Origin of the sequence: Vibrio sp. B181a (genome assembly GCF_030248375.1) — a bacterium.
Classification (GTDB): Bacteria; Pseudomonadota; Gammaproteobacteria; order Enterobacterales; family Vibrionaceae; genus Vibrio; species Vibrio campbellii.
In genome coordinates this window covers 1-18,980 of the sequence record NZ_JAHGAD010000046.1, presented here as the reverse complement: position 1 = coordinate 18,980, position 18,980 = coordinate 1, and the positions used below count along the sequence as shown (strand labels likewise).

The window sequence follows — 18,980 nt, the reverse complement described above, 5'->3', positions numbered from 1 at the left end:
AAGAGAGAAACTCATGTCTGAAAATTACGATTCATCGAGTATTAAGGTACTGAAGGGTCTGGATGCGGTACGTAAGCGTCCAGGTATGTACATCGGCGACACGGACGACGGCACTGGTCTTCACCACATGGTCTTCGAGGTGGTGGATAACTCAATTGATGAAGCGTTGGCAGGTCACTGTAAAGACATCGTTGTGACAATTCATGAGGACAACTCGGTTTCAGTTACGGATGATGGTCGTGGCATTCCAACAGAAATGCACCCAGAAGAAAAAGTATCTGCTGCAGAAGTTATCATGACGGTACTTCACGCTGGTGGTAAGTTCGATGATAACTCATACAAAGTATCAGGCGGTCTACACGGCGTAGGTGTTTCAGTAGTAAACGCACTGTCTGAGAAAGTGGTTCTGACTATCCACCGCGGCGGTCATATCCATACGCAAACTTACCATCATGGTGAGCCTCAAGCGCCACTAGCAGTAATTGGTGATACTGACCAAACTGGTACACAAATCCGTTTCTGGCCAAGTGCAGAAACATTCTCGAACACAGAATTTCACTACGACATCCTAGCGAAGCGTCTACGTGAACTTTCTTTCCTGAACTCTGGTGTTTCAATCAAACTGGTTGATGAGCGTGAAGCAGACAAGAGCGACCACTTCATGTTTGAAGGTGGTATCCAAGCGTTTGTTGAGCACCTAAACACCAACAAAACACCAATCATCGAGAAAATCTTCCACTTCGACTTTGAGCGCGAAGATGGTATCTCGGTAGAAGTGGCGATGCAGTGGAATGACGGTTTCCAAGAGAACATCTACTGTTTCACTAACAACATCCCACAACGCGACGGTGGTACTCACCTTGCCGGTTTCCGTGCAGCGCTAACGCGTACACTGAACTCTTTCATGGACAAAGAAGGCTTCTCTAAGAAAGCGAAAACAGCAACTTCTGGTGATGATGCGCGTGAAGGTCTAACTGCGGTTGTTTCAGTTAAAGTGCCAGATCCTAAGTTCTCTAGCCAAACAAAAGACAAACTGGTTTCTTCTGAAGTGAAGTCAGCGGTTGAATCAGCAATGGGTGAGAAACTGTCTGAGTTCCTGATTGAGAACCCGACAGAAGCGAAGATGGTTTGTTCGAAAATCATCGATGCAGCTCGTGCTCGTGAAGCAGCGCGTAAAGCTCGTGAAATGACTCGTCGTAAAGGCGCACTAGACCTAGCAGGTCTGCCAGGCAAACTTGCAGACTGTCAGGAAAAAGATCCAGCACTCTCTGAACTATACATAGTGGAGGGTGATTCGGCAGGCGGCTCCGCAAAACAAGGCCGTAACCGTAAGAACCAAGCAATCCTACCGTTAAAAGGTAAGATTCTTAACGTAGAAAAAGCGCGTTTCGACAAGATGCTTTCTTCTCAAGAAGTAGCAACGCTGATCACGGCACTAGGCTGTGGTATCGGTCGTGACGAGTACAACCCGGACAAACTGCGTTACCACAACATCATCATCATGACCGATGCTGACGTCGATGGTTCGCATATCCGTACGCTACTGTTGACCTTCTTCTACCGTCAAATGCCAGAGCTTATCGAGCGTGGCTATGTGTACATTGCTCAGCCACCGCTTTACAAAGTGAAGAAAGGCAAACAAGAGCAGTACATCAAAGATGAAGACGCGATGAACCAATACCAAGTTGCTTTGGCACTTGATAACGCATCGCTACACGTAAACGCAGAAGCACCAGCATTGGCAGGCGAAGCGCTAGAGAAGCTAGTTCAGCAATACAACGCAGGTATCAAGCTGGCGGATCGCATGAGCCGTCGTTACCCAAGCGCGCTAGTTCATGAGCTAATCTACACGCCGCGTCTAACGGCAGAGCAATGCCACGATGCAGCAGCAGTAGAAGCGTGGACAAAACAGCTAGTTGAACAGCTTAACGCGAAAGAAGTAGGCGCAAGCCAATACAGCTTCGAAGTTGAGCAACACGAAGAGCTAGGTCTTAACCTACCTAAGATCATCGTGCGTACTCACGGTGTGACTCACGACTACGCACTAAGCATCGACCTACTGAACTCTAAAGAGTACGGCAAGCTAGCGGATCTATCTGAAGCGTTAGACGGTCTGCTAGAAGAAGGCGCTTACATCAAGCGTGGTGAGCGTACTCAGCCTGTATCGAGCTTTGCATCGGCACTTGAGTGGCTAATCAAAGAATCGCGTCGTGGTCTAAGCCTACAGCGCTACAAAGGTCTAGGTGAGATGAACCCAGATCAGCTTTGGGAAACCACAATGGACCCTGAGACACGTCGCATGATGCAAGTAACCATTGAAGATGCGGTAGGCGCAGACCAATTGTTCACAACGCTAATGGGTGACCAAGTTGAGCCGCGTCGTAACTTCATCGAAGAGAATGCGCTGAAAGTAGCAAACCTAGACGTGTAGTCTTACAGACTCAGTCAAATCATACTAAAAACGCCATCTCGCAAGAGGTGGCGTTTTTTTTATGGGGGTAGAAACGAGATAAAAGAGTCGAGGAGCTAAAAATATTTTCACTGAAGCCCTTGAAAGCCCATTTTTCGACCTTATATCTAGTTATGAAGAGGGATGGCTAACTTGCTCAACAAGAGAAGAACAGCGCCTCTGGAATCGCTAAACGAGATCGCTCAGGAGAGGATACTCAGTATTAGCACACAACTTGACCCTAGATTCGACATCATGTCCCCGCACCTAAAGAGTAGGTCAGAGGAATGAATCATCGGATCTCTTAGCTCGGCGTTTTCTTGCATAAATACGCCACGTGGATGACCTTCATCTGAGCTAAGACTATTGCTTAAAAGAGGATAGATTATGCGCAATGTAGATTTCTCACCACTATACCGTAATGCAATTGGCTTCGACCGTCTGTTTAACCTGATGGAAGCAAGCTCTGCGAAGAACACTTCTGGCGGTTACCCTCCATACAACATCGAGCAAAAAGACGAGCACAACTACCGTATTACTATGGCAGTTGCAGGTTTTGCTGAAGATCAGCTCGATTTGACTCAAAACGAAAACATGTTGATCGTGAAGGGCGAGCGTAAAGCCGAAGAAGGCAAAAACTACGTTTACCAAGGCATTGCAGAACGCGATTTTGAACGTAAATTCCAACTCGCGGATTACGTAAAAGTTGTCGGAGCATCAATGGAAAACGGTCTACTTCATATCGATTTAGTTCGTGAAATTCCAGAAGCGATGCAACCGCGTAAGATTGCTATCGGTGGTAACAACCTGATTGAAAACAGCTAATCAGCTGATGACATTTCAGTTAACCACACGGTTATAGAATGAGAAAGAGCGCCTTCCATTATGGAAAAGGGCGCTCTTTTTAGTTTGGGGCTTTCAAAGCCGCAATTTCAAAGCCTTAATTTCAAAGAGAACAACGGCTGAGTTTAATCGGTCTATTTACCTTCGCGGTAAGCTTTTTCAACTTCTTCAGCGATAATCGCAATGCCTTTTTGCATCATCTCATCGTCTTGAACGTAGTTCATACGCAAGCATTGGTGCGCATGATCCCACTCGTCCTTCTGGCCAATAAAGAAGTATTCACCCGGAACAATCAAGACCCCACGCGCTTTCAAGCGTTGGTAAAGTTCCATTGTCGTAATTGGCAGTTCATCAAACCATAGCCACAAGAAGATAGCGCCTTCCGGTTTGTGAATACGAAAGCGCTCATCGGTAATCGCTTCTTGGAGCAGTTCAACCGCACGTTGCGACTTCTGCTTATAAAACGGCTTAATCACCTCTGAGCTCAGTTTAAGCAGATCGCCTTTGCCAATGATGTGGTTTGCCAACGCTGGACCAACACTGCCCGGTGCTAGGCTGATGATGCCGTTCATATTGGTCAACGCTTGCGTGATTTCTTCACTCGCGATCACAATCCCACAACGCACGCCCGGCAAGCCAAGTTTAGATAAGCTCATGCACAGGATGGTGTTTTCATTCCAGAACGGTTCGACATCTTCAAAAATGATATTCGGGAACGGCAGACCGTAGGCGTTATCAATGATCAGAGGAATGTTGTTCTCACGTGCTAGCTTGTCCAGCTTACGTACTTCTTCGTCTGTCAGTACGTTACCCGTTGGGTTGGTTGGGCGAGACGCGCAGATTGCCGCAACAGAGTCATCAACTTTTAGCTGCTCAAAATCGACGTGGTATTTAAACAGACCGTTATCCAACAGTTCGATCTCTGGGTGGTATGAGACAAAGATATCTTCATCAATACCTGCGTCACCATAACCTATGTACTCAGGCGCGATAGGCAGTAGCACTTTCTTGTGCGAACCGTCTGGCTGTTTACCTGCCAACAAGTTGAACAAGTAGAAAAAGCCACTTTGGCTGCCGTTAGTTAGGCTGATGTTTTTCTCGGAAATATCCCAGCCGTAAGTTTCACGGAATAACTGAGCCAGCGCTTTAACGAACGCATCTTTGCCCTGCGGACCATCGTAGTTGGCGAGGGCGGCGACGAGCTCCCCACTGGCGAGCATTTCCTCACTGGCTTGGCGAAAGTAATCGAGCATGGCAGGAATGGCGGCTGGGTTACCTCCACCGAGCATGATGGCACCTGGTGTGCGCAGACCATCATTCAAATCGTCCATTAACTGCGTGATACCTGAATACTGATTAAATTTTTCACCAAACTTTGAGAACTGCATTTGTCGTTATACCTAATTCATTGTGATTGCTTTATGTGTCTTAACGCCAGTCTTTGACTGGTCAATAGGATAATCCTTGACCTTACCTTAATGTCTATACGACGCAAAGTGTGAATTAAGCCGAAAAAGAAAAAAGTGTGTCATCAGACCAGAGGTACGAGATGAAAAGGAAAAAAGAGCAACAAAAAAGGGAAGCATCTGCTTCCCTTTTACTTATTTCTTAATCACTTCGAAGAGTAATGAATTACTTTTGAAGCAAAGAAATATCTGCGATCTGTAGGAACAGGTTACGCAGGTTGTTCAGTAGTGTTAGACGGTTCTTCTTAAGTGCTTCGTCGTCTGCCATTACCATTACGTTATCAAAGAACGCATCAACTGGTTCACGTAGGTCAGCTAGCTTGCTTAGGGCTTCTTGGTAGTTACCTGTAGCAAATGCTGGCTCTAGCGCTTCTGTCATTACTTCAACGCTTTCTGCTAGTGCTTTCTCTGCGTCTTCTTGTAGAAGTGCTAGGTCAATGTCTGCTGCTAGTTCGCCGTCGAATTTCGCTAGGATGTTACCTACACGTTTGTTCGCTGCTGCTAGAGACTCTGCTGCTTCTAGTTCACGGAAGTGAGAAACTGCTTTAACTCGTTGGTCGAAGTCAGCTGGTTTCGTTGGACGACGCGCTAGAACCGCTTGAATGATGTCTACGCTGAAGCCTTCGTCTTGGTACCAAGCACGGAAACGACCAAGCATGAACTCGATAACGTCTTGTTCAACGTTGTCGTTAGTTAGGCGATCGCCAAATAGTGATTTCGCTTTCGCCACTAGGTCAACAAGATCTAGGTTGTAGCCGTATTCAACGATGATACGTAGTACACCTAGAGATGCGCGGCGTAGTGCGAATGGATCGCTGCCTTTAGGTGCTTGACCAATACCGAAGATACCTACGATAGTGTCTAGCTTGTCTGCCATTGCAACGGCTGTTGAAACGCCGTTTGATGGCAGTTCATCACCTGCGAAACGAGGCATGTATTGCTCGTTCAGTGCTACTGCAACTTCTTCTGCTTCACCGTCGTGACGAGCATAGTGCATACCCATAACACCTTGAGTATCCGTGAATTCGAATACCATTGAGGTCATTAGGTCACATTTTGCTAGTAGACCAGCACGCTTTGATTTCTCGACGTCAGCACCGATTTGCTCAGCAATGTAGCCAGCAAGTTCTGTGATGCGGTCTGTTTTGTCTTTGATCGTACCCAGTTGCTTTTGGAAGATCGCTTGCTCTAGTTCAGGTAGACGGTCGATAAGCGGACGCTTACGGTCTGTGTTGAAGAAGAACTCTGCGTCAGCAAGACGAGGGCGAACTACTTTCTCGTTACCTTCGATTACGTAACGAGGCTCTTTTGATTCGATGTTCGATACGAAGATGAAGTTAGGCAGTAGCTTCTTGTTTTCATCGCCATTCTCATGTGAATAGACGGGGAAGTACTTCTGGTCACCCTTCATGGTGTAAACCAACGCTTCAGAAGGTACTTTTAGGAACTCTTCTTCAAACTTCGCTGTTAGTACCACTGGCCATTCAACCAGAGACGTTACTTCTTCTACTAGGTCATCTTCTAGGTCAGCGATACCGCCAACCGCTGCTGCCGCTTTTTGTGCGTCAGCTAGGATGATTGCTTTACGCGCTTCGTAATCTGCCATTACTTTACCGCGCTCTTCTAGGATCGCAGGGTATTGCTCAGCAGAATCGATAGTGAACTCTTGTTCACCCATGAAGCGGTGACCACGGATTGTGCGGTCTGAAGCGACACCAAGGATCTCGCCTTCGATTAGGTCGCTACCCATTAGCATGGTTAGCGTCTTAACTGGGCGGATAAATTGAGTCGTTTTGTTGCCCCAGCGCATTGGTTTTGCGATAGGTAGGTTTGCTAGTGCTTTCGCTGCAAGTTCAACTACGATCTCAGACGTTGGCTGACCTTTCACTTCTTGTTTGAACAGTAGCCATTCACCTTTGTCTGTAACCATGCGATCTGCTTGGTCAACCGTGATGCCACAACCGCGAGCCCAGCCTTGAGCTGCTTTTGTTGGGTTGCCTTCCGCGTCAAACGCTGCAGAAACCGCAGGGCCACGTTTTTCAACAACTTTGTCAGACTGGCTGTCTGCTAGTGCTGCTACTTTTAGTGCAAGACGACGAGGTGCCGCGAACCATTTCACGCCTTCGTGAGCAAGCTCAGCGCCTTTTAGTTCTGCTTCGAAGTTTGCTGCGAATGCTTCAGCTAGAGTGCGAAGTTGCGTTGGTGGTAGCTCTTCTGTACCTAGCTCGATTAGAAATTCTTTTGCCATGTTACTCTGCCCCTTACGCTTGTTCTTTCTTACACATTGGGAAGCCTAGAGCTTCACGCGATGCGTAGTATGCTTCTGCAACTGCTTTCGTCAGGTTGCGGATGCGTAGGATGTAACGTTGGCGTTCAGTTACTGAGATCGCTTTACGCGCGTCTAGTAGGTTGAATGCGTGACCCGCTTTTAGAATGCGCTCGTAAGCAGGTAGTGGCAGTGGCTTTTCAAGCTCAAGCAGCTCTTTACACTCTTTCTCGCACTGTTCGAAGAAACCAAATAGGAAGTCAACGTCTGCGTGCTCGAAGTTGTAAGTCGATTGCTCTACTTCGTTTTGGTGGAAGATGTCACCGTAAGTCACTTTGCTGCCGTCTGGTGCGATATTCCAAACTAGGTCGTAAACAGAGTCTACTTCTTGGATGTACATTGCCAGACGTTCGATACCGTAAGTGATCTCACCAGTGACTGGCTTACACTCAAGGCCGCCAACTTGTTGGAAGTAAGTAAACTGAGTCACTTCCATGCCGTTTAGCCAAACTTCCCAGCCTAGACCCCATGCGCCTAGTGTAGGGTTTTCCCAGTTGTCTTCTACGAAACGAATGTCGTGAACAAGTGGGTCGACACCAAGAACCTCTAGAGAACCTAGGTACAACTCTTGGATATTGTCTGGCGATGGTTTTAGCGCTACTTGGAATTGGTAGTAGTGCTGAAGACGGTTAGGGTTTTCACCATAACGGCCATCAGTAGGACGACGTGAAGGTTGTACGTAAGCTGTAGACATTGGCTCTGGGCCAAGTGCTCGTAGACAGGTCATTGGGTGAGAGGTACCCGCACCAACTTCCATATCTAGTGGTTGAACAATGGTACAACCATTCTGAGCCCAATAATCCTGCAGCGCGAGGATCATTCCCTGGAAGGTTTTGATATCGTATTTTTGCATAAGTCAGGTTCGCGCGATTCTCTTATTACTCGTGAATTCGTCTCTTTTGTTGGGTTTTCTTGCCTCAACAATGGCGATTCAAAGTAATTACGGTTGAATAAATTAACAATCAAGTATACCCAGATATTGAGCATGGGAGTAGAGCTAATCTTGATTAATTCGTGGGCAATTTTCTCCTTTAATGGATTTTTACCGCGTTATCTGCTGAATTTTTCTTAAAAGGGAGTTTTCGCTGGCTTTCGCTCTTGAGGTGGTGGAAAAAGGTGGCTAGAATTGCGCCTGTCTTTGGGGAGTAGCTTACTCGATGAAATGTCTGTTTCATCCGGTTCGTTCGTCAACATAATTGGTGCAAAATCACCATGGCGCTCGAGACTCATCAGCCCGATGAGTTTAGCAAGACCTTAGACAAATCATCACGAACCGGGGTGGGGCGTGAGGTTTGTCTATGGTTAAAAATAATTATCCCGCCCCAATGAGCATGTCGTGAGCGTTTTAGCTATTTCAATTACTACTGTAGCGTTAGCAGAAATTGGCGATAAGACCCAATTGCTATCTCTATTACTTGCCAGTCGTTACCGCAAGCCAATCCCTATTGTTGCAGCAATCTTTTTGGCAACCATTGCCAACCACGCTTTGGCTGCATGGTTAGGTGTGGTGGTGGCCGACTATCTTTCGCCTGAAGTTCTCAAATGGGTGCTGGTGGTCAGTTTTGTCGCCATGGCGGCTTGGGTGTTGATCCCAGATAAACTGGATGACGACGAGCAGATCTCCAACCGTGGTCCATTCATTGCCAGTTTTATTGCTTTCTTCGTTGCGGAGATTGGCGATAAGACTCAGATTGCGACTTCTATCTTGGGTGCGCAATACGCAGATGCATTGAGTTGGGTGATTCTTGGCACCACGATTGGTATGCTGCTGGCGAATGTACCTGTGGTCCTGATTGGTAAATTGTCGGCCGATAAGATGCCTTTAGGGTTGATTCGTAAGGTGACCGCATTCCTGTTTGTTGCTCTTGCTATTGGTGCAGCACTATTCTGATTTTTTCCACGTAAATGGTGTTAATTATCAATAACTAGTGAAGTAATGCGCGAATTCAAACTCTGGCTTAAAATCGTTCAAGACCGTGACGGGTGACATATTAGTGCCATACTTGTCATGGTACTTTAATGGTGTGAATGATGGCGAGAGGGCAAGTTTATGCTTACACGTTATATGGGGATGTCCCCAAAGAGTCAGAGTTATTTATTCACCTTTGGTTTGGCGTTGTGCTTGTTGGCTATGGTGCTGACTGATATGTGGCTGCCGATTGTGGCAGGGACCTTCATCCTTACCGGTCTAACGGTAGAGGCTTGGATTCGAGTCGCGCATATTATCCCAATGCACGAAGAGATGCGTGCAATGAGAAAGCAACTGAACAAGCTACAATCTGAAGTTCGCACACTAGAATACGATGAATAAACAAACGGCAGCCCAATAGGCTGCCGTTTTTGATCTTGCTGAGATTATTCCAAACCTTTCTTGATCAGGTACTGGTATGGAAGTTGTTCCGTTTGTGCCGCTATCAACTGGTGATCCATAAATCGACAGAAACTCGGGATATCTCGAGTCGTAGATGGGTCGTCCGCTTTCACTAGCAATACCTCACCATCTTGCATGTTTCGAATTGTCTTCCTGACCATCATCACTGGCTCTGGGCAGCGTAATCCTTCCGCCTCTAATGTTTTGGTCGCCAGTTCAGGATTAAAACTCATAGTGTGATTCTCGTAACTAACTGAGCATTGAATTTTACTTTCGTTGAAAAAATATTCAATAACCACTTGGCAAACCGAATTTTTTGATTTACCTTAAATTAACAATTTGGTAACAACTGGCAAGGAGAGACGATGTTAACAGCGTTAGACAGACTAACCATCTATTCGGTTTTATGTTTCATCTCGTTCTGTGCATTGGTACTTAGGACGCCAGGTGAAACCTCATTGATGCCTCTCGTAGGCATGAGTGCAACAATTATTGGGATTTGGATTGAGATGCACAAATGGTCAGGTGCATCTGAGCAAGAAAATTAGCGCTTCTTGCTGTAATCGGAACCTATTGATATACAGCTCACCAATTTTAACGACACTTCATTCCGACACTATCCCCATTTTTCTTGGGCTTCCCCGCTGAAAGGCGGGATTTTTTTTGCCTGAAGAGTACAATTTATCTAAATCCCCTACATGTTAAGTGGCAAATCGTGGAATTAGAAGACATTTATCGTCGAGATCTGAACTTATTGGTTGCGTTACGTGTGCTGATCGAAGAGAGCAGTGTAAGTAAAGCTGCAACGCGTCTCAATTTAAGCCAATCGGCAATGAGTCGTGTGCTAGGGCGTTTACGTGATCTGCTTGGTGACCCACTGTTTACTCGTCAAGGTCAGCATTTGATCCCAACTCAAAAAGCGTTAGAAATTGATCGCTCTTTGGGTGAGCCGCTGGAATCACTGCGCCAATTACTTTCTCCACGCGAGTTTGATCCACGCAGTTGCGATCAGACGTTTAATATCGCCACGACTGACTACGCAATGCAAACCATTCTGCCTTTCGCTTTGCCACGTATCTATCAGGAAGCGCCGAACGTGTCGTTTAACTTCTTGCCGCTGCAACATGACCGTTTATCTGATCAATTAACATACGAAGGCGCGGACTTAGCGATTTGTCGTCCTACAGGTCCAGTGGAACCATTACGCAGTGAAGTGTTAGGGCGAGTTGGTGTGTTGTGTCTGCTCTCTAAGCAGCATCCGCTAGCTGACAAAGAGATGAGTCTGGATGATTATCTCAGTCACCCGCATGCCATGATCGCCATCAGTGATGGGGTTAAGGCACTGATTGAGCAAGCGCTGGTGGAGAAGCCACAACGCCAGATGGTATTGCGCGCTTATCACTTGGAAGCAGCGCTAGCGATTGTCGATACTCTGCCAATTATCATTACCGTACCTGCCGATTTAGCGTACTTGGTTGCTGATCGTTATGACTTGGTGGTGAAGCCATTACCATTCCAATTCACGCCGTTTGAATATTCGATGATTTGGCACGCACGTTGCGAGCACTCTCCCGCTCAAGAATGGTTGCGTGCGGTGGTTCGTGAAGAATGTAGTCGTCTTATTGCCAAGCGAATTGAAGATATGGGATTGGACTGATTTTTCCGAAAATCGAAATAGCAAAAAGCCGGGCAATGACCCGGCTTTGTTTATTCTATTAAAGGGTTAACGCTTATAGCTTGATAACCACACGACCAGTTACTTGGCCGTTTGTGATGTCTTCAGCGTATTTTGGTGCTTCTGCTAGTTCAACTTCAGTACAAGCTTGTTCGAAGTAGCTGTCTGGTAGTAGCTCAACCAATTTTTCCCATGCTGCAGTACGTTTTTCAAATGGGCATGAAACAGAATCCACACCTTGTAGACGAACGTTACGTAGAATGAATGGCATCACTGTCGTCGGTAGATCGAAGCCACCTGCAAGACCACAAGCCGCAACTGCACTGTTGTAATCCATTTGTGCCAATACTTTTGCTAGTACTTTACTGCCCACAGTATCAACGGCACCTGCCCATACTTGCTTTTCAAGCGGGCGTGCTGGCTCTTCAAATTCAACGCGGTCGATGATACGGCTAGCACCAAGTTTTTCTAGTAGTGGGCCATTTTTCTCTACGCGACCTGTCACTGCAGCAACTTTGTAGCCAAGCTGTGCTAGAAGCGTTACGGCTACTGAGCCTACACCGCCACTTGCGCCAGTTACTAGGATTTCGCCATTTTCAGGTTTGATGCCTGCATCAAGCAGTGCTTGAACACATAGCATGCCAGTGAAGCCAGCAGTACCCACCATCATTGCTTTCTTGCTGTCTAGACCTTTTGGTAGTGGTACTAGCCAATCCGCTTTTAGACGAGCACGTTGAGACATACCGCCCCAATGGTTTTCACCTACACCCCAACCAGTAAGAACAACTTTGTCGCCTGCTTGGTAGCGGTGGTCTTCTGAGCTTACTACTGTACCTGCTAGGTCAATACCCGGCACCATCGGGAAGTTACGGATGATTTTACCTTTACCTGTAATTGCAAGGCCGTCTTTGTAGTTCAACGATGAGTAATCAACGTCAATCAGAACGTCGCCTTCAGGCAGTTGTGTTTCATCGATTTGCTCGATGCTAGCGATAGTGCGTTTGTCTTCTTGATTTAGAACTAGAGCATTAAACATAAGGTTCTCCGATTGTGCGGTAGCGTGACTCTGGGTCACATGCAGCAAGATATCAACTGCTGCTAAGTGTATGTCTTCTTTGTCTATGAATAAAATGAAACTTGAGCATTTAATGTATGCTTATTGTGCATGTAAGCAATGTTTGGCGTAAAACAAAGGGCGACATTAGATGCCGCCCTTAAGTGTAAACCTAAAACTTTTCAGTATTGGAGTATTTGCTGTGATTCTCAAATAACCTAAGGTCGTTCAAATACGGTCGCAATACCCTGGCCTAAACCGATACACATGGTTGCCAGACCGTATTTCGCGTCTTTCGCTTCCATAAGGTTGATTAACGTTGTTGAGATACGTGAGCCAGAACAACCAAGCGGGTGACCCAATGCAATCGCACCCCCGTTAAGGTTGACCTTCTCATCCATCACATCAAGCAGACCCAAGTCTTTCGCACATGGTAGAGACTGCGCGGCAAATGCTTCGTTTAGCTCAACCACATCCATGTCTTCAATTGAAAGACCAGCACGCTTGAGTGCTTTTTGCGTCGCAGGTACAGGACCGTAACCCATGATAGAAGGATCACAGCCGGCAATTGCCATACCTTTAATACGTGCGCGAATCGTTAGGCCTAGCTCATTGGCTTTCTCTTCACTCATGATCAACATTGCTGATGCACCATCAGACAGCGCCGATGATGTACCGGCTGTTACTGTGCCGTTTGCTGGGTCGAAAACAGGACGAAGTTGAGACAGACCTTCAACGGATGTTTCAGGGCGAATCACTTCATCGTAATCTAGAGTGAACAGCGTGCCGTCAGCCGCATGACCTTCAATTGGTAGGATTTCGTTTTTGAAACGACCCTCTACGGTTGCAGCATGTGCACGAGCATGAGAACGCGCAGCAAATTCGTCTTGTTGTTCACGGCTAATGCCATGCAGCTTACCAAGCATTTCTGCCGTTAAGCCCATCATGCCTGCTGCTTTTGCAACCGTCTTTGACATGCCAGGGTGGAAGTCCACGCCGTGGTTCATTGGTACGTGTCCCATGTGCTCAACACCACCAATTAGGCAGATTTCAGCATCACCCGTCATGATGGCACGTGTACCGTCGTGAAGTGCTTGCATGGATGAACCACACAAGCGGTTAACCGTCACGGCGCCAATCTCAATTGGTAGGCCAGCAAGCAGCGCGGCATTACGTGCCACGTTAAAGCCTTGTTCTAGGGTTTGTTGTACACAGCCCCAGTAGATATCTTCAATCTCGCTTGGGTTTACCTGTGGGTTACGCGCAAGAATACCTTTCATTAGGCGCGCAGACAGATCTTCTGCTCGTGTATGACGGAAAGCACCACCTTTAGAGCGACCCATTGGCGTACGTAGACAATCAACTACGACAACATTTCTTGTTTGATTAGTCATTTTAGAATCCCTCCTTAGATAGAACCTTGCTGTTGTGCACCGTAAAAGCTTTCACCTTTCGCCGCCATATCAATCAGCATCTGTGGTACTTGGTACATAGCACCAAGCTCTGAGTATTGTTTTGCCATTGCAACAAACTCAGCGATACCTACGCTATCTAGGTAGCGGAATACGCCGCCGCGGAATGGAGGGAAACCAAGACCGTAAACTAATGCCATATCCGCTTCTTGTGGAGTGGCAATGATGCCTTCTTGTAGACACAGTACCACTTCGTTGATCATCGGAATCATCATACGTTGAATGATGGTCTGATCGTCAAAGTCCTGCTTATCGGCACAAACGTCAGCGAGCACCGGCAAGATCTCTTCAGAGAAGGTTTTCTTCGGCTTACCTTTTCTATCTATGGTGTAGCTGTAGAAGCCACTGCCATTCTTTTGACCGTATTTGCTTGCTTCGAATAGTGCATCGATCGCGTCACGACCTTGTTTACCCATACGCTCAGGGAAGCCTTGCGCCATAACGGCTTGTGCGTGGTGAGCTGTATCAATACCAACGACATCGAGCAAGTATGCAGGTCCCATCGGCCAGCCAAACTTGCGCTCCATAATTTTGTCGATTTTCGTAAAGTCAGCACCATCGCGAAGTAGCATGCTGAAGCCACCAAAGTATGGGAACAATACGCGGTTTACAAAGAACCCAGGGCAGTCATTAACGACAATTGGTGATTTACCCATTTTCGCTGCGTACGCAACAACACGATTGATGGTTTCATCAGAGGTATGTTCACCACGGATGATCTCAACAAGAGGCATGCGGTGCACTGGGTTGAAGAAGTGCATGCCACAGAAGTTTTCTGGGCGTTTTAGTGATTTCGCTAATAGATTGATAGGAATCGTCGAGGTGTTTGAGGTGATAACCGTGTCGTCACCGACATGTGATTCCACTTCACTCAAAACTGCTGCTTTTACTTTCGGGTTTTCTACTACGGCCTCAACAATCACGTCTGATTCTTCGATGCCTGCGTAATGTAGGCTTGGTGTGATAGACGCTAAAATACCAGCCATCTTAAAGCCATCAATGCGACCACGAGATAAGCGTTTATTTAGTAGCTTAGATGCTTCAGTCATGCCTAAATCGAGTGAAGGTTGCGCGATGTCTTTCATTAACACCGGTACGCCTTTTAATGCAGATTGGTAGGCGATGCCGCCGCCCATAATGCCCGCACCAAGCACAGCGGCACGTTGCGTGTCTTTACTCGCTGACTTAGCGGATTTTTTAGCAAGCCCTTTAATGTATTGGTCGTTAAGGAACAAACCAACCAGTGATTTTGCTTCTTCAGACTTAGCCAGTTTTACGAAGTGTTTACGCTCAATGTCGAGTGCTTCGTTACGAGCGAAGCGAGCGCCTTCTTCAATAGTAATAACGGCAGTCATTGGTGCTGGGTAGTGAGGACCTGCTTTTTGTGCCACCAGACCTTTCGCCATGGTAAAGCTCATCATTGATTCGAGCTTACTTAACGTAAGTGGTGATGTCTTTTGCTTACGACGAGCTTGCCAGTCCAACTTCTCGTTGATTGCCGAGGTAATTGTCTTGAGTGCTGACTCGTAAAGTGCGTCGCTGTCGACAACCGCATCCAGAAGACCAATCTTTAATGCCTCATCCGCACGACACGCTTTGCCTTGTGTGATCACTTCCATCGCACTGTCGGCGCCAATAACACGTGGCAGACGCACACAACCACCAAAGCCCGGCATGATGCCCAGTTTTGTTTCTGGCAGACCGATGCTGGTGGTCTTGTCACCAATTCGCATGTCAGTTGCAAGCACGCACTCACAACCGCCACCTAACGTGTGACCTTTTAGTACCGAGATAGTCGGGACCGGTAAGTCTTCCAGCTTGTTAAAGATGCTGTTAGCAAATTGCAGCCACTGATCGAGTTCAGCGTCTGTCTTAGCGAAAAGACCTAAGAATTCGGTGATATCAGCGCCAACAATGAACGCGTCTTTATCTGAGGTGAGCATCAAGCCCTTCAGTCCTTGGTGTGCTTTTAGTGCATCAAGGGCCTTGTCGAGTGACTCTAGTGTCGCTAGGTCGAGCTTGTTAACGGATTTTGGAGAGCAGAAGCTAAGCTCTGCAATGCCATCTTGTACTTCCTTTACCTGTAGGGTTTCGGCTTGGTAAATCATTGTCTATCTCCATGACATACAATCTTGGATTGTCTGTATACCGATTTGATGCGGGCTGAGCGCCTGTAGGGCAACAAATAGATATAGAGGAAAGTCGTTATATTTGTTGTTCTGGTTTGACCAGTGGAGTTAGTTTGGACCTCGGATTGGTTAATTTCAATACATTTTTTAAACAAGTGTTTAACATTGTGCGCTGGTGCAGATCTTATGCGACTCACAATTCCGTCTCGTGATAGACTTTGAACAAAGAGAAAAGTGACCTAATCCTATGAATGACCTGCCTTATCTGATTCCTGCCCAGCCCACTCAATTTGAAGAAGAGATCAAAAAGAGTGTCTTTATTACTTACTTAGCTCATACGCCCAGCGTGGAAGCTGCGAAGGCATTCGTTGAGCAGATCAAAACCAAACACTCTGATGCAAGGCATAACTGCTGGGGATTTGTTGCTGGTCGACCAGAAGATTCGATGAAGTGGGGCTTTAGTGATGATGGAGAGCCATCAGGGACGGCTGGTAAACCGATCCTCGCTCAGCTGTCTGGCTCTGGAGTTGGTGAGATCACCGCGGTGGTTACTCGATATTCTGGCGGCATCAAGCTTGGTACGGGTGGTTTGGTCAAAGCTTATGGTGGTGGTGTGCAACAAGCGCTCAAGCTGCTTCAAACAATTGAGAAAAAAATAACCACAAAACTCCGACTAGAGTTAGACTATGGGTTTATGCCTATCGCACAGTCACTCATGCCCCAGTTTGGCGCGGTTGAAGTGGATGCTGAATACAGCGATCAGGTGGTATTAGTGGTGGAAATTGAGCTACGTGAAGTGAGCGCGTTTACCCAAGCTATCATCAACAAAAGTGGTGCAAAGGCAGTTGTCACCCCACTAGACGGACAATAATGAAAAATAGGAAGCCACAGGGACAGCTTCGCTAGTCAATCAATCCATGCAATTTCGTTCAATTATTCGAATCGTCGGGCTATTGCTCGCGCTTTTTAGTGTCACAATGCTCGCACCAGCACTGGTAGCGCTTATCTATCGGGATGGTGCCGGTGTACCATTTGTCACGACTTTCTTCGTGCTTTTAATGTGTGGTGGGATATGTTGGTTCCCAAACCGCAGGCACAAGCATGAGCTAAAAGCGCGTGATGGCTTTCTTATAGTGGTTCTTTTCTGGACCGTACTTGGTAGTGCAGGCTCTATCCCTTTTCTGATCTCAGATAATCCCAATATATCTGTGACTGATGCATTTTTTGAGTCTTTCTCTGCCTTAACGACTACAGGCGCGACGGTTATTGTCGGACTGGACGAACTACCAAAAGCGATTCTCTTTTATCGCCAGCTTCTACAGTGGTTTGGTGGTATGGGTATCATCGTATTGGCGGTAGCGATTCTTCCTGTTCTTGGTATCGGTGGTATGCAGCTGTATCGAGCTGAAATACCGGGTCCAGTCAAAGACACTAAGATGACTCCACGTATTGCAGAAACAGCAAAAGCGCTGTGGTACATCTATTTGAGTCTGACTATTGCGTGTGCCTTGGCATTTTGGTTAGCAGGTATGACACCGTTTGATGCTATTAGTCATAGCTTCTCTACGATTGCCATCGGTGGTTTTTCCACACACGACGCTAGCATGGGCTATTTCGATAGCTATGCCATTAACATGATTACCGTTGTCTTCTTGTTGATATCGGCATGTAACTATTCTTTGCACTTCGCCGCGTTTGCGTCCGGCGGCGTGCATCCTAAATACTATTGGAAAGATCCAGAGTTCCGCGCCTTCATCTTTATACAAGTTGTCCTGTTTTTAGTGTGCTTCTTATTATTATTGAACCACCACTCGTATGACTCGCCATATGACGCTTTTGACCAAGCGCTCTTCCAAACCGTGTCTATATCTACAACTGCAGGTTTTACAACGACCGGCTTTGCTGATTGGCCATTGTTCTTACCAGTGTTGCTATTGTTCTCTTCTTTTATAGGTGGCTGTGCTGGTTCGACAGGCGGCGGCATGAAAGTGATCCGTATTTTGCTACTGACCTTACAAGGTGCGCGTGAGCTAAAGCGTTTGGTTCACCCGCGTGCGGTTTACACCATTAAAGTAGGTGGCAGTGCACTACCACAACGTGTCGTTGATGCGGTTTGGGGATTCTTCTCTGCTTATGCGCTGGTATTTGTGGTTTGCATGCTGTGTTTGATTGCTACTGGAATGGATGAACTAAGTGCGTTCTCCGCGGTAGCGGCAACATTGAATAACCTTGGCCCTGGCTTAGGAGAAGTGGCACTTCACTTTGGTGATGTTAACGATAAAGCAAAATGGGTATTGATTGTTTCTATGCTGTTTGGTCGTTTGGAAATCTTTACCTTACTTATACTACTGACGCCGACGTTTTGGCGTAGCTAAGGGGAAATCGTGGCAAAAGCATTATTTCTATACTCTTCCCGTGAAGGGCAGACGAAAAAAATTCTCCACTATATAGATGAACAACTACCAGACTTCGATTGCGAGCTGGTGGATTTACATAATGTAGAGGCGATGGATTTCAGCCAATACGACAGAGTATTGATTGGAGCGTCTATTCGTTATGGCCATCTTAATAAGAAGCTATACCAGTTTATTGAGAAAAACCTAACTCAACTAGAGCAAAGCAAAGTGGCATTTTTCTGTGTGAATCTAACCGCTCGCAAAGAAGACCAAGGAAAGGATACGCCAGAAGGCAGCGCTTACATTCGTAAGTTCCTAACCAAGTCGCCATGGAAACCAACCTTAATCGGTGTTTTTGCCGGTGCACTTTATTACCCACGTTACAGCTGGTTCGATAGAACTATGATTAAGTTCATTATGTCGATGACTGGTGGCGAAACCGATACGACCAAAGAGGTGGAATACACCAATTGGGAAAAAGTGGCTTTTTTCGCAGATAAATTCAAAGAACTGTAGAAATAACGTGCTCTTTTGACCGCTTTTGATGCAAATTTATCCGAACGATAAAAAAATCAAAAAAAACGAGAAAAAGGGCTTGCCAATGTGATCGCAATCTCTATAATGCCACCTCGCTGACACGGCAACGCTTCGAAAGAAACGAGGTTGAGTTAGCAAGCCAATTAGCCAAGCGGAAACGCTTGAAAAAAGTTTGAAAAAAGTGATTGACACTAAACTTTAACTCGCTAAAATGGCCGTCCGATTTGAGCAAAGCTCAATCGAAAAGCTCTTTAACAATATA

Annotated in this window: 16 protein-coding genes; 9 read left to right on the top strand and 7 right to left on the bottom strand. The window is 46.5% G+C overall.

Annotated elements, in window-relative coordinates; translation table 11 throughout:
- Positions 1 to 13 precede the first annotated feature (13 nt).
- Both gyrB and KIO97_RS20100 read left to right on the top strand, forming a co-directional pair.
- The gene (gyrB, locus tag KIO97_RS20105; RefSeq protein WP_077262061.1) at positions 14 to 2,431 is read left to right on the top strand and encodes a DNA topoisomerase (ATP-hydrolyzing) subunit B; all 2,418 of its coding nucleotides are present in this window, start codon (positions 14 to 16) and stop codon (positions 2,429 to 2,431) included.
- A 405-nt stretch (positions 2,432 to 2,836) separates the two neighbouring features.
- Entirely contained in the window at positions 2,837 to 3,274 is a 438-nt protein-coding gene (locus KIO97_RS20100) for an Hsp20 family protein (protein ID WP_005426066.1), read from the top strand.
- Positions 3,275 to 3,426: 152 nt separating this feature from the next.
- Here the strand turns inward: KIO97_RS20100 and KIO97_RS20095 are convergent, their stop codons facing one another.
- The 3 genes from KIO97_RS20095 to glyQ form a co-directional block, all read right to left on the bottom strand.
- A complete protein-coding gene (locus KIO97_RS20095) occupies positions 3,427 to 4,680 on the bottom strand; it encodes a valine--pyruvate transaminase (protein ID WP_038885246.1) in 1,254 nt (417 codons plus the stop codon).
- Positions 4,681 to 4,924: 244 nt separating this feature from the next.
- Entirely contained in the window at positions 4,925 to 7,006 is a 2,082-nt protein-coding gene (glyS, locus tag KIO97_RS20090; protein WP_045398804.1) for a glycine--tRNA ligase subunit beta, read from the bottom strand.
- 13 nt (positions 7,007 to 7,019) lie between these two features.
- Entirely contained in the window at positions 7,020 to 7,937 is a 918-nt protein-coding gene (gene glyQ, locus KIO97_RS20085) for a glycine--tRNA ligase subunit alpha (protein WP_009842813.1), read from the bottom strand.
- Positions 7,938 to 8,420: 483 nt separating this feature from the next.
- On the opposite strand from glyQ, the gene KIO97_RS20080 reads away from it, so the two are divergent.
- A complete protein-coding gene (locus KIO97_RS20080) occupies positions 8,421 to 8,975 on the top strand; it encodes a TMEM165/GDT1 family protein (protein ID WP_285383795.1) in 555 nt (184 codons plus the stop codon).
- Between the two features lie 159 nt (positions 8,976 to 9,134).
- Positions 9,135 to 9,395 (top strand): hypothetical protein, encoded by a 261-nt coding sequence (locus KIO97_RS20075; RefSeq protein ID WP_005426054.1) that lies wholly within the window; start codon positions 9,135 to 9,137, stop codon positions 9,393 to 9,395.
- 44 nt (positions 9,396 to 9,439) lie between these two features.
- Here the strand turns inward: KIO97_RS20075 and tusA are convergent, their stop codons facing one another.
- Positions 9,440 to 9,688 (bottom strand): sulfurtransferase TusA, encoded by a 249-nt coding sequence (tusA, locus tag KIO97_RS20070; protein ID WP_005426051.1) that lies wholly within the window; start codon positions 9,686 to 9,688, stop codon positions 9,440 to 9,442.
- 132 nt (positions 9,689 to 9,820) lie between these two features.
- Here tusA and KIO97_RS20065 point away from each other — a divergent pair, with 132 nt between their 5' ends.
- Both KIO97_RS20065 and KIO97_RS20060 read left to right on the top strand, forming a co-directional pair.
- Complete coding sequence (locus tag KIO97_RS20065) at positions 9,821 to 10,003, top strand: hypothetical protein (protein ID WP_005426049.1); 183 nt, start codon at positions 9,821 to 9,823, stop codon at positions 10,001 to 10,003.
- 167 nt (positions 10,004 to 10,170) lie between these two features.
- Entirely contained in the window at positions 10,171 to 11,112 is a 942-nt protein-coding gene (locus KIO97_RS20060; RefSeq protein WP_045371864.1) for a LysR family transcriptional regulator, read from the top strand.
- A gap of 73 nt (positions 11,113 to 11,185) precedes the next feature.
- On the opposite strand, the gene KIO97_RS20055 is transcribed toward KIO97_RS20060, so the two are convergent.
- From KIO97_RS20055 to fadB, 3 genes are all read right to left on the bottom strand, one after another.
- Positions 11,186 to 12,166 carry an MDR family oxidoreductase gene (locus KIO97_RS20055; RefSeq protein WP_050904780.1) on the bottom strand — a complete coding sequence of 327 codons (981 nt, stop codon included), beginning with the start codon at positions 12,164 to 12,166 and terminating at the stop codon, positions 11,186 to 11,188.
- 236 nt (positions 12,167 to 12,402) lie between these two features.
- Positions 12,403 to 13,578, bottom strand: a complete 1,176-nt coding sequence (fadA, locus tag KIO97_RS20050) for an acetyl-CoA C-acyltransferase FadA (RefSeq protein ID WP_050904781.1) — start codon at positions 13,576 to 13,578, stop codon at positions 12,403 to 12,405.
- Positions 13,579 to 13,592: 14 nt separating this feature from the next.
- Entirely contained in the window at positions 13,593 to 15,764 is a 2,172-nt protein-coding gene (gene fadB / locus KIO97_RS20045) for a fatty acid oxidation complex subunit alpha FadB (RefSeq protein WP_005426040.1), read from the bottom strand.
- Positions 15,765 to 16,032: 268 nt separating this feature from the next.
- Here fadB and KIO97_RS20040 point away from each other — a divergent pair, with 268 nt between their 5' ends.
- Genes KIO97_RS20040 through hemG form a run of 3 tightly spaced genes read left to right on the top strand, consistent with a single transcriptional unit; the run spans position 16,033 to position 18,697 of the window.
- Entirely contained in the window at positions 16,033 to 16,656 is a 624-nt protein-coding gene (locus KIO97_RS20040; protein ID WP_038885255.1) for a YigZ family protein, read from the top strand.
- 46 nt (positions 16,657 to 16,702) lie between these two features.
- Entirely contained in the window at positions 16,703 to 18,160 is a 1,458-nt protein-coding gene (locus KIO97_RS20035; protein ID WP_285383794.1) for a TrkH family potassium uptake protein, read from the top strand.
- A gap of 9 nt (positions 18,161 to 18,169) precedes the next feature.
- The gene (hemG, locus tag KIO97_RS20030; protein WP_285383793.1) at positions 18,170 to 18,697 is read left to right on the top strand and encodes a menaquinone-dependent protoporphyrinogen IX dehydrogenase; all 528 of its coding nucleotides are present in this window, start codon (positions 18,170 to 18,172) and stop codon (positions 18,695 to 18,697) included.
- Positions 18,698 to 18,980: the final 283 nt, after the last annotated feature.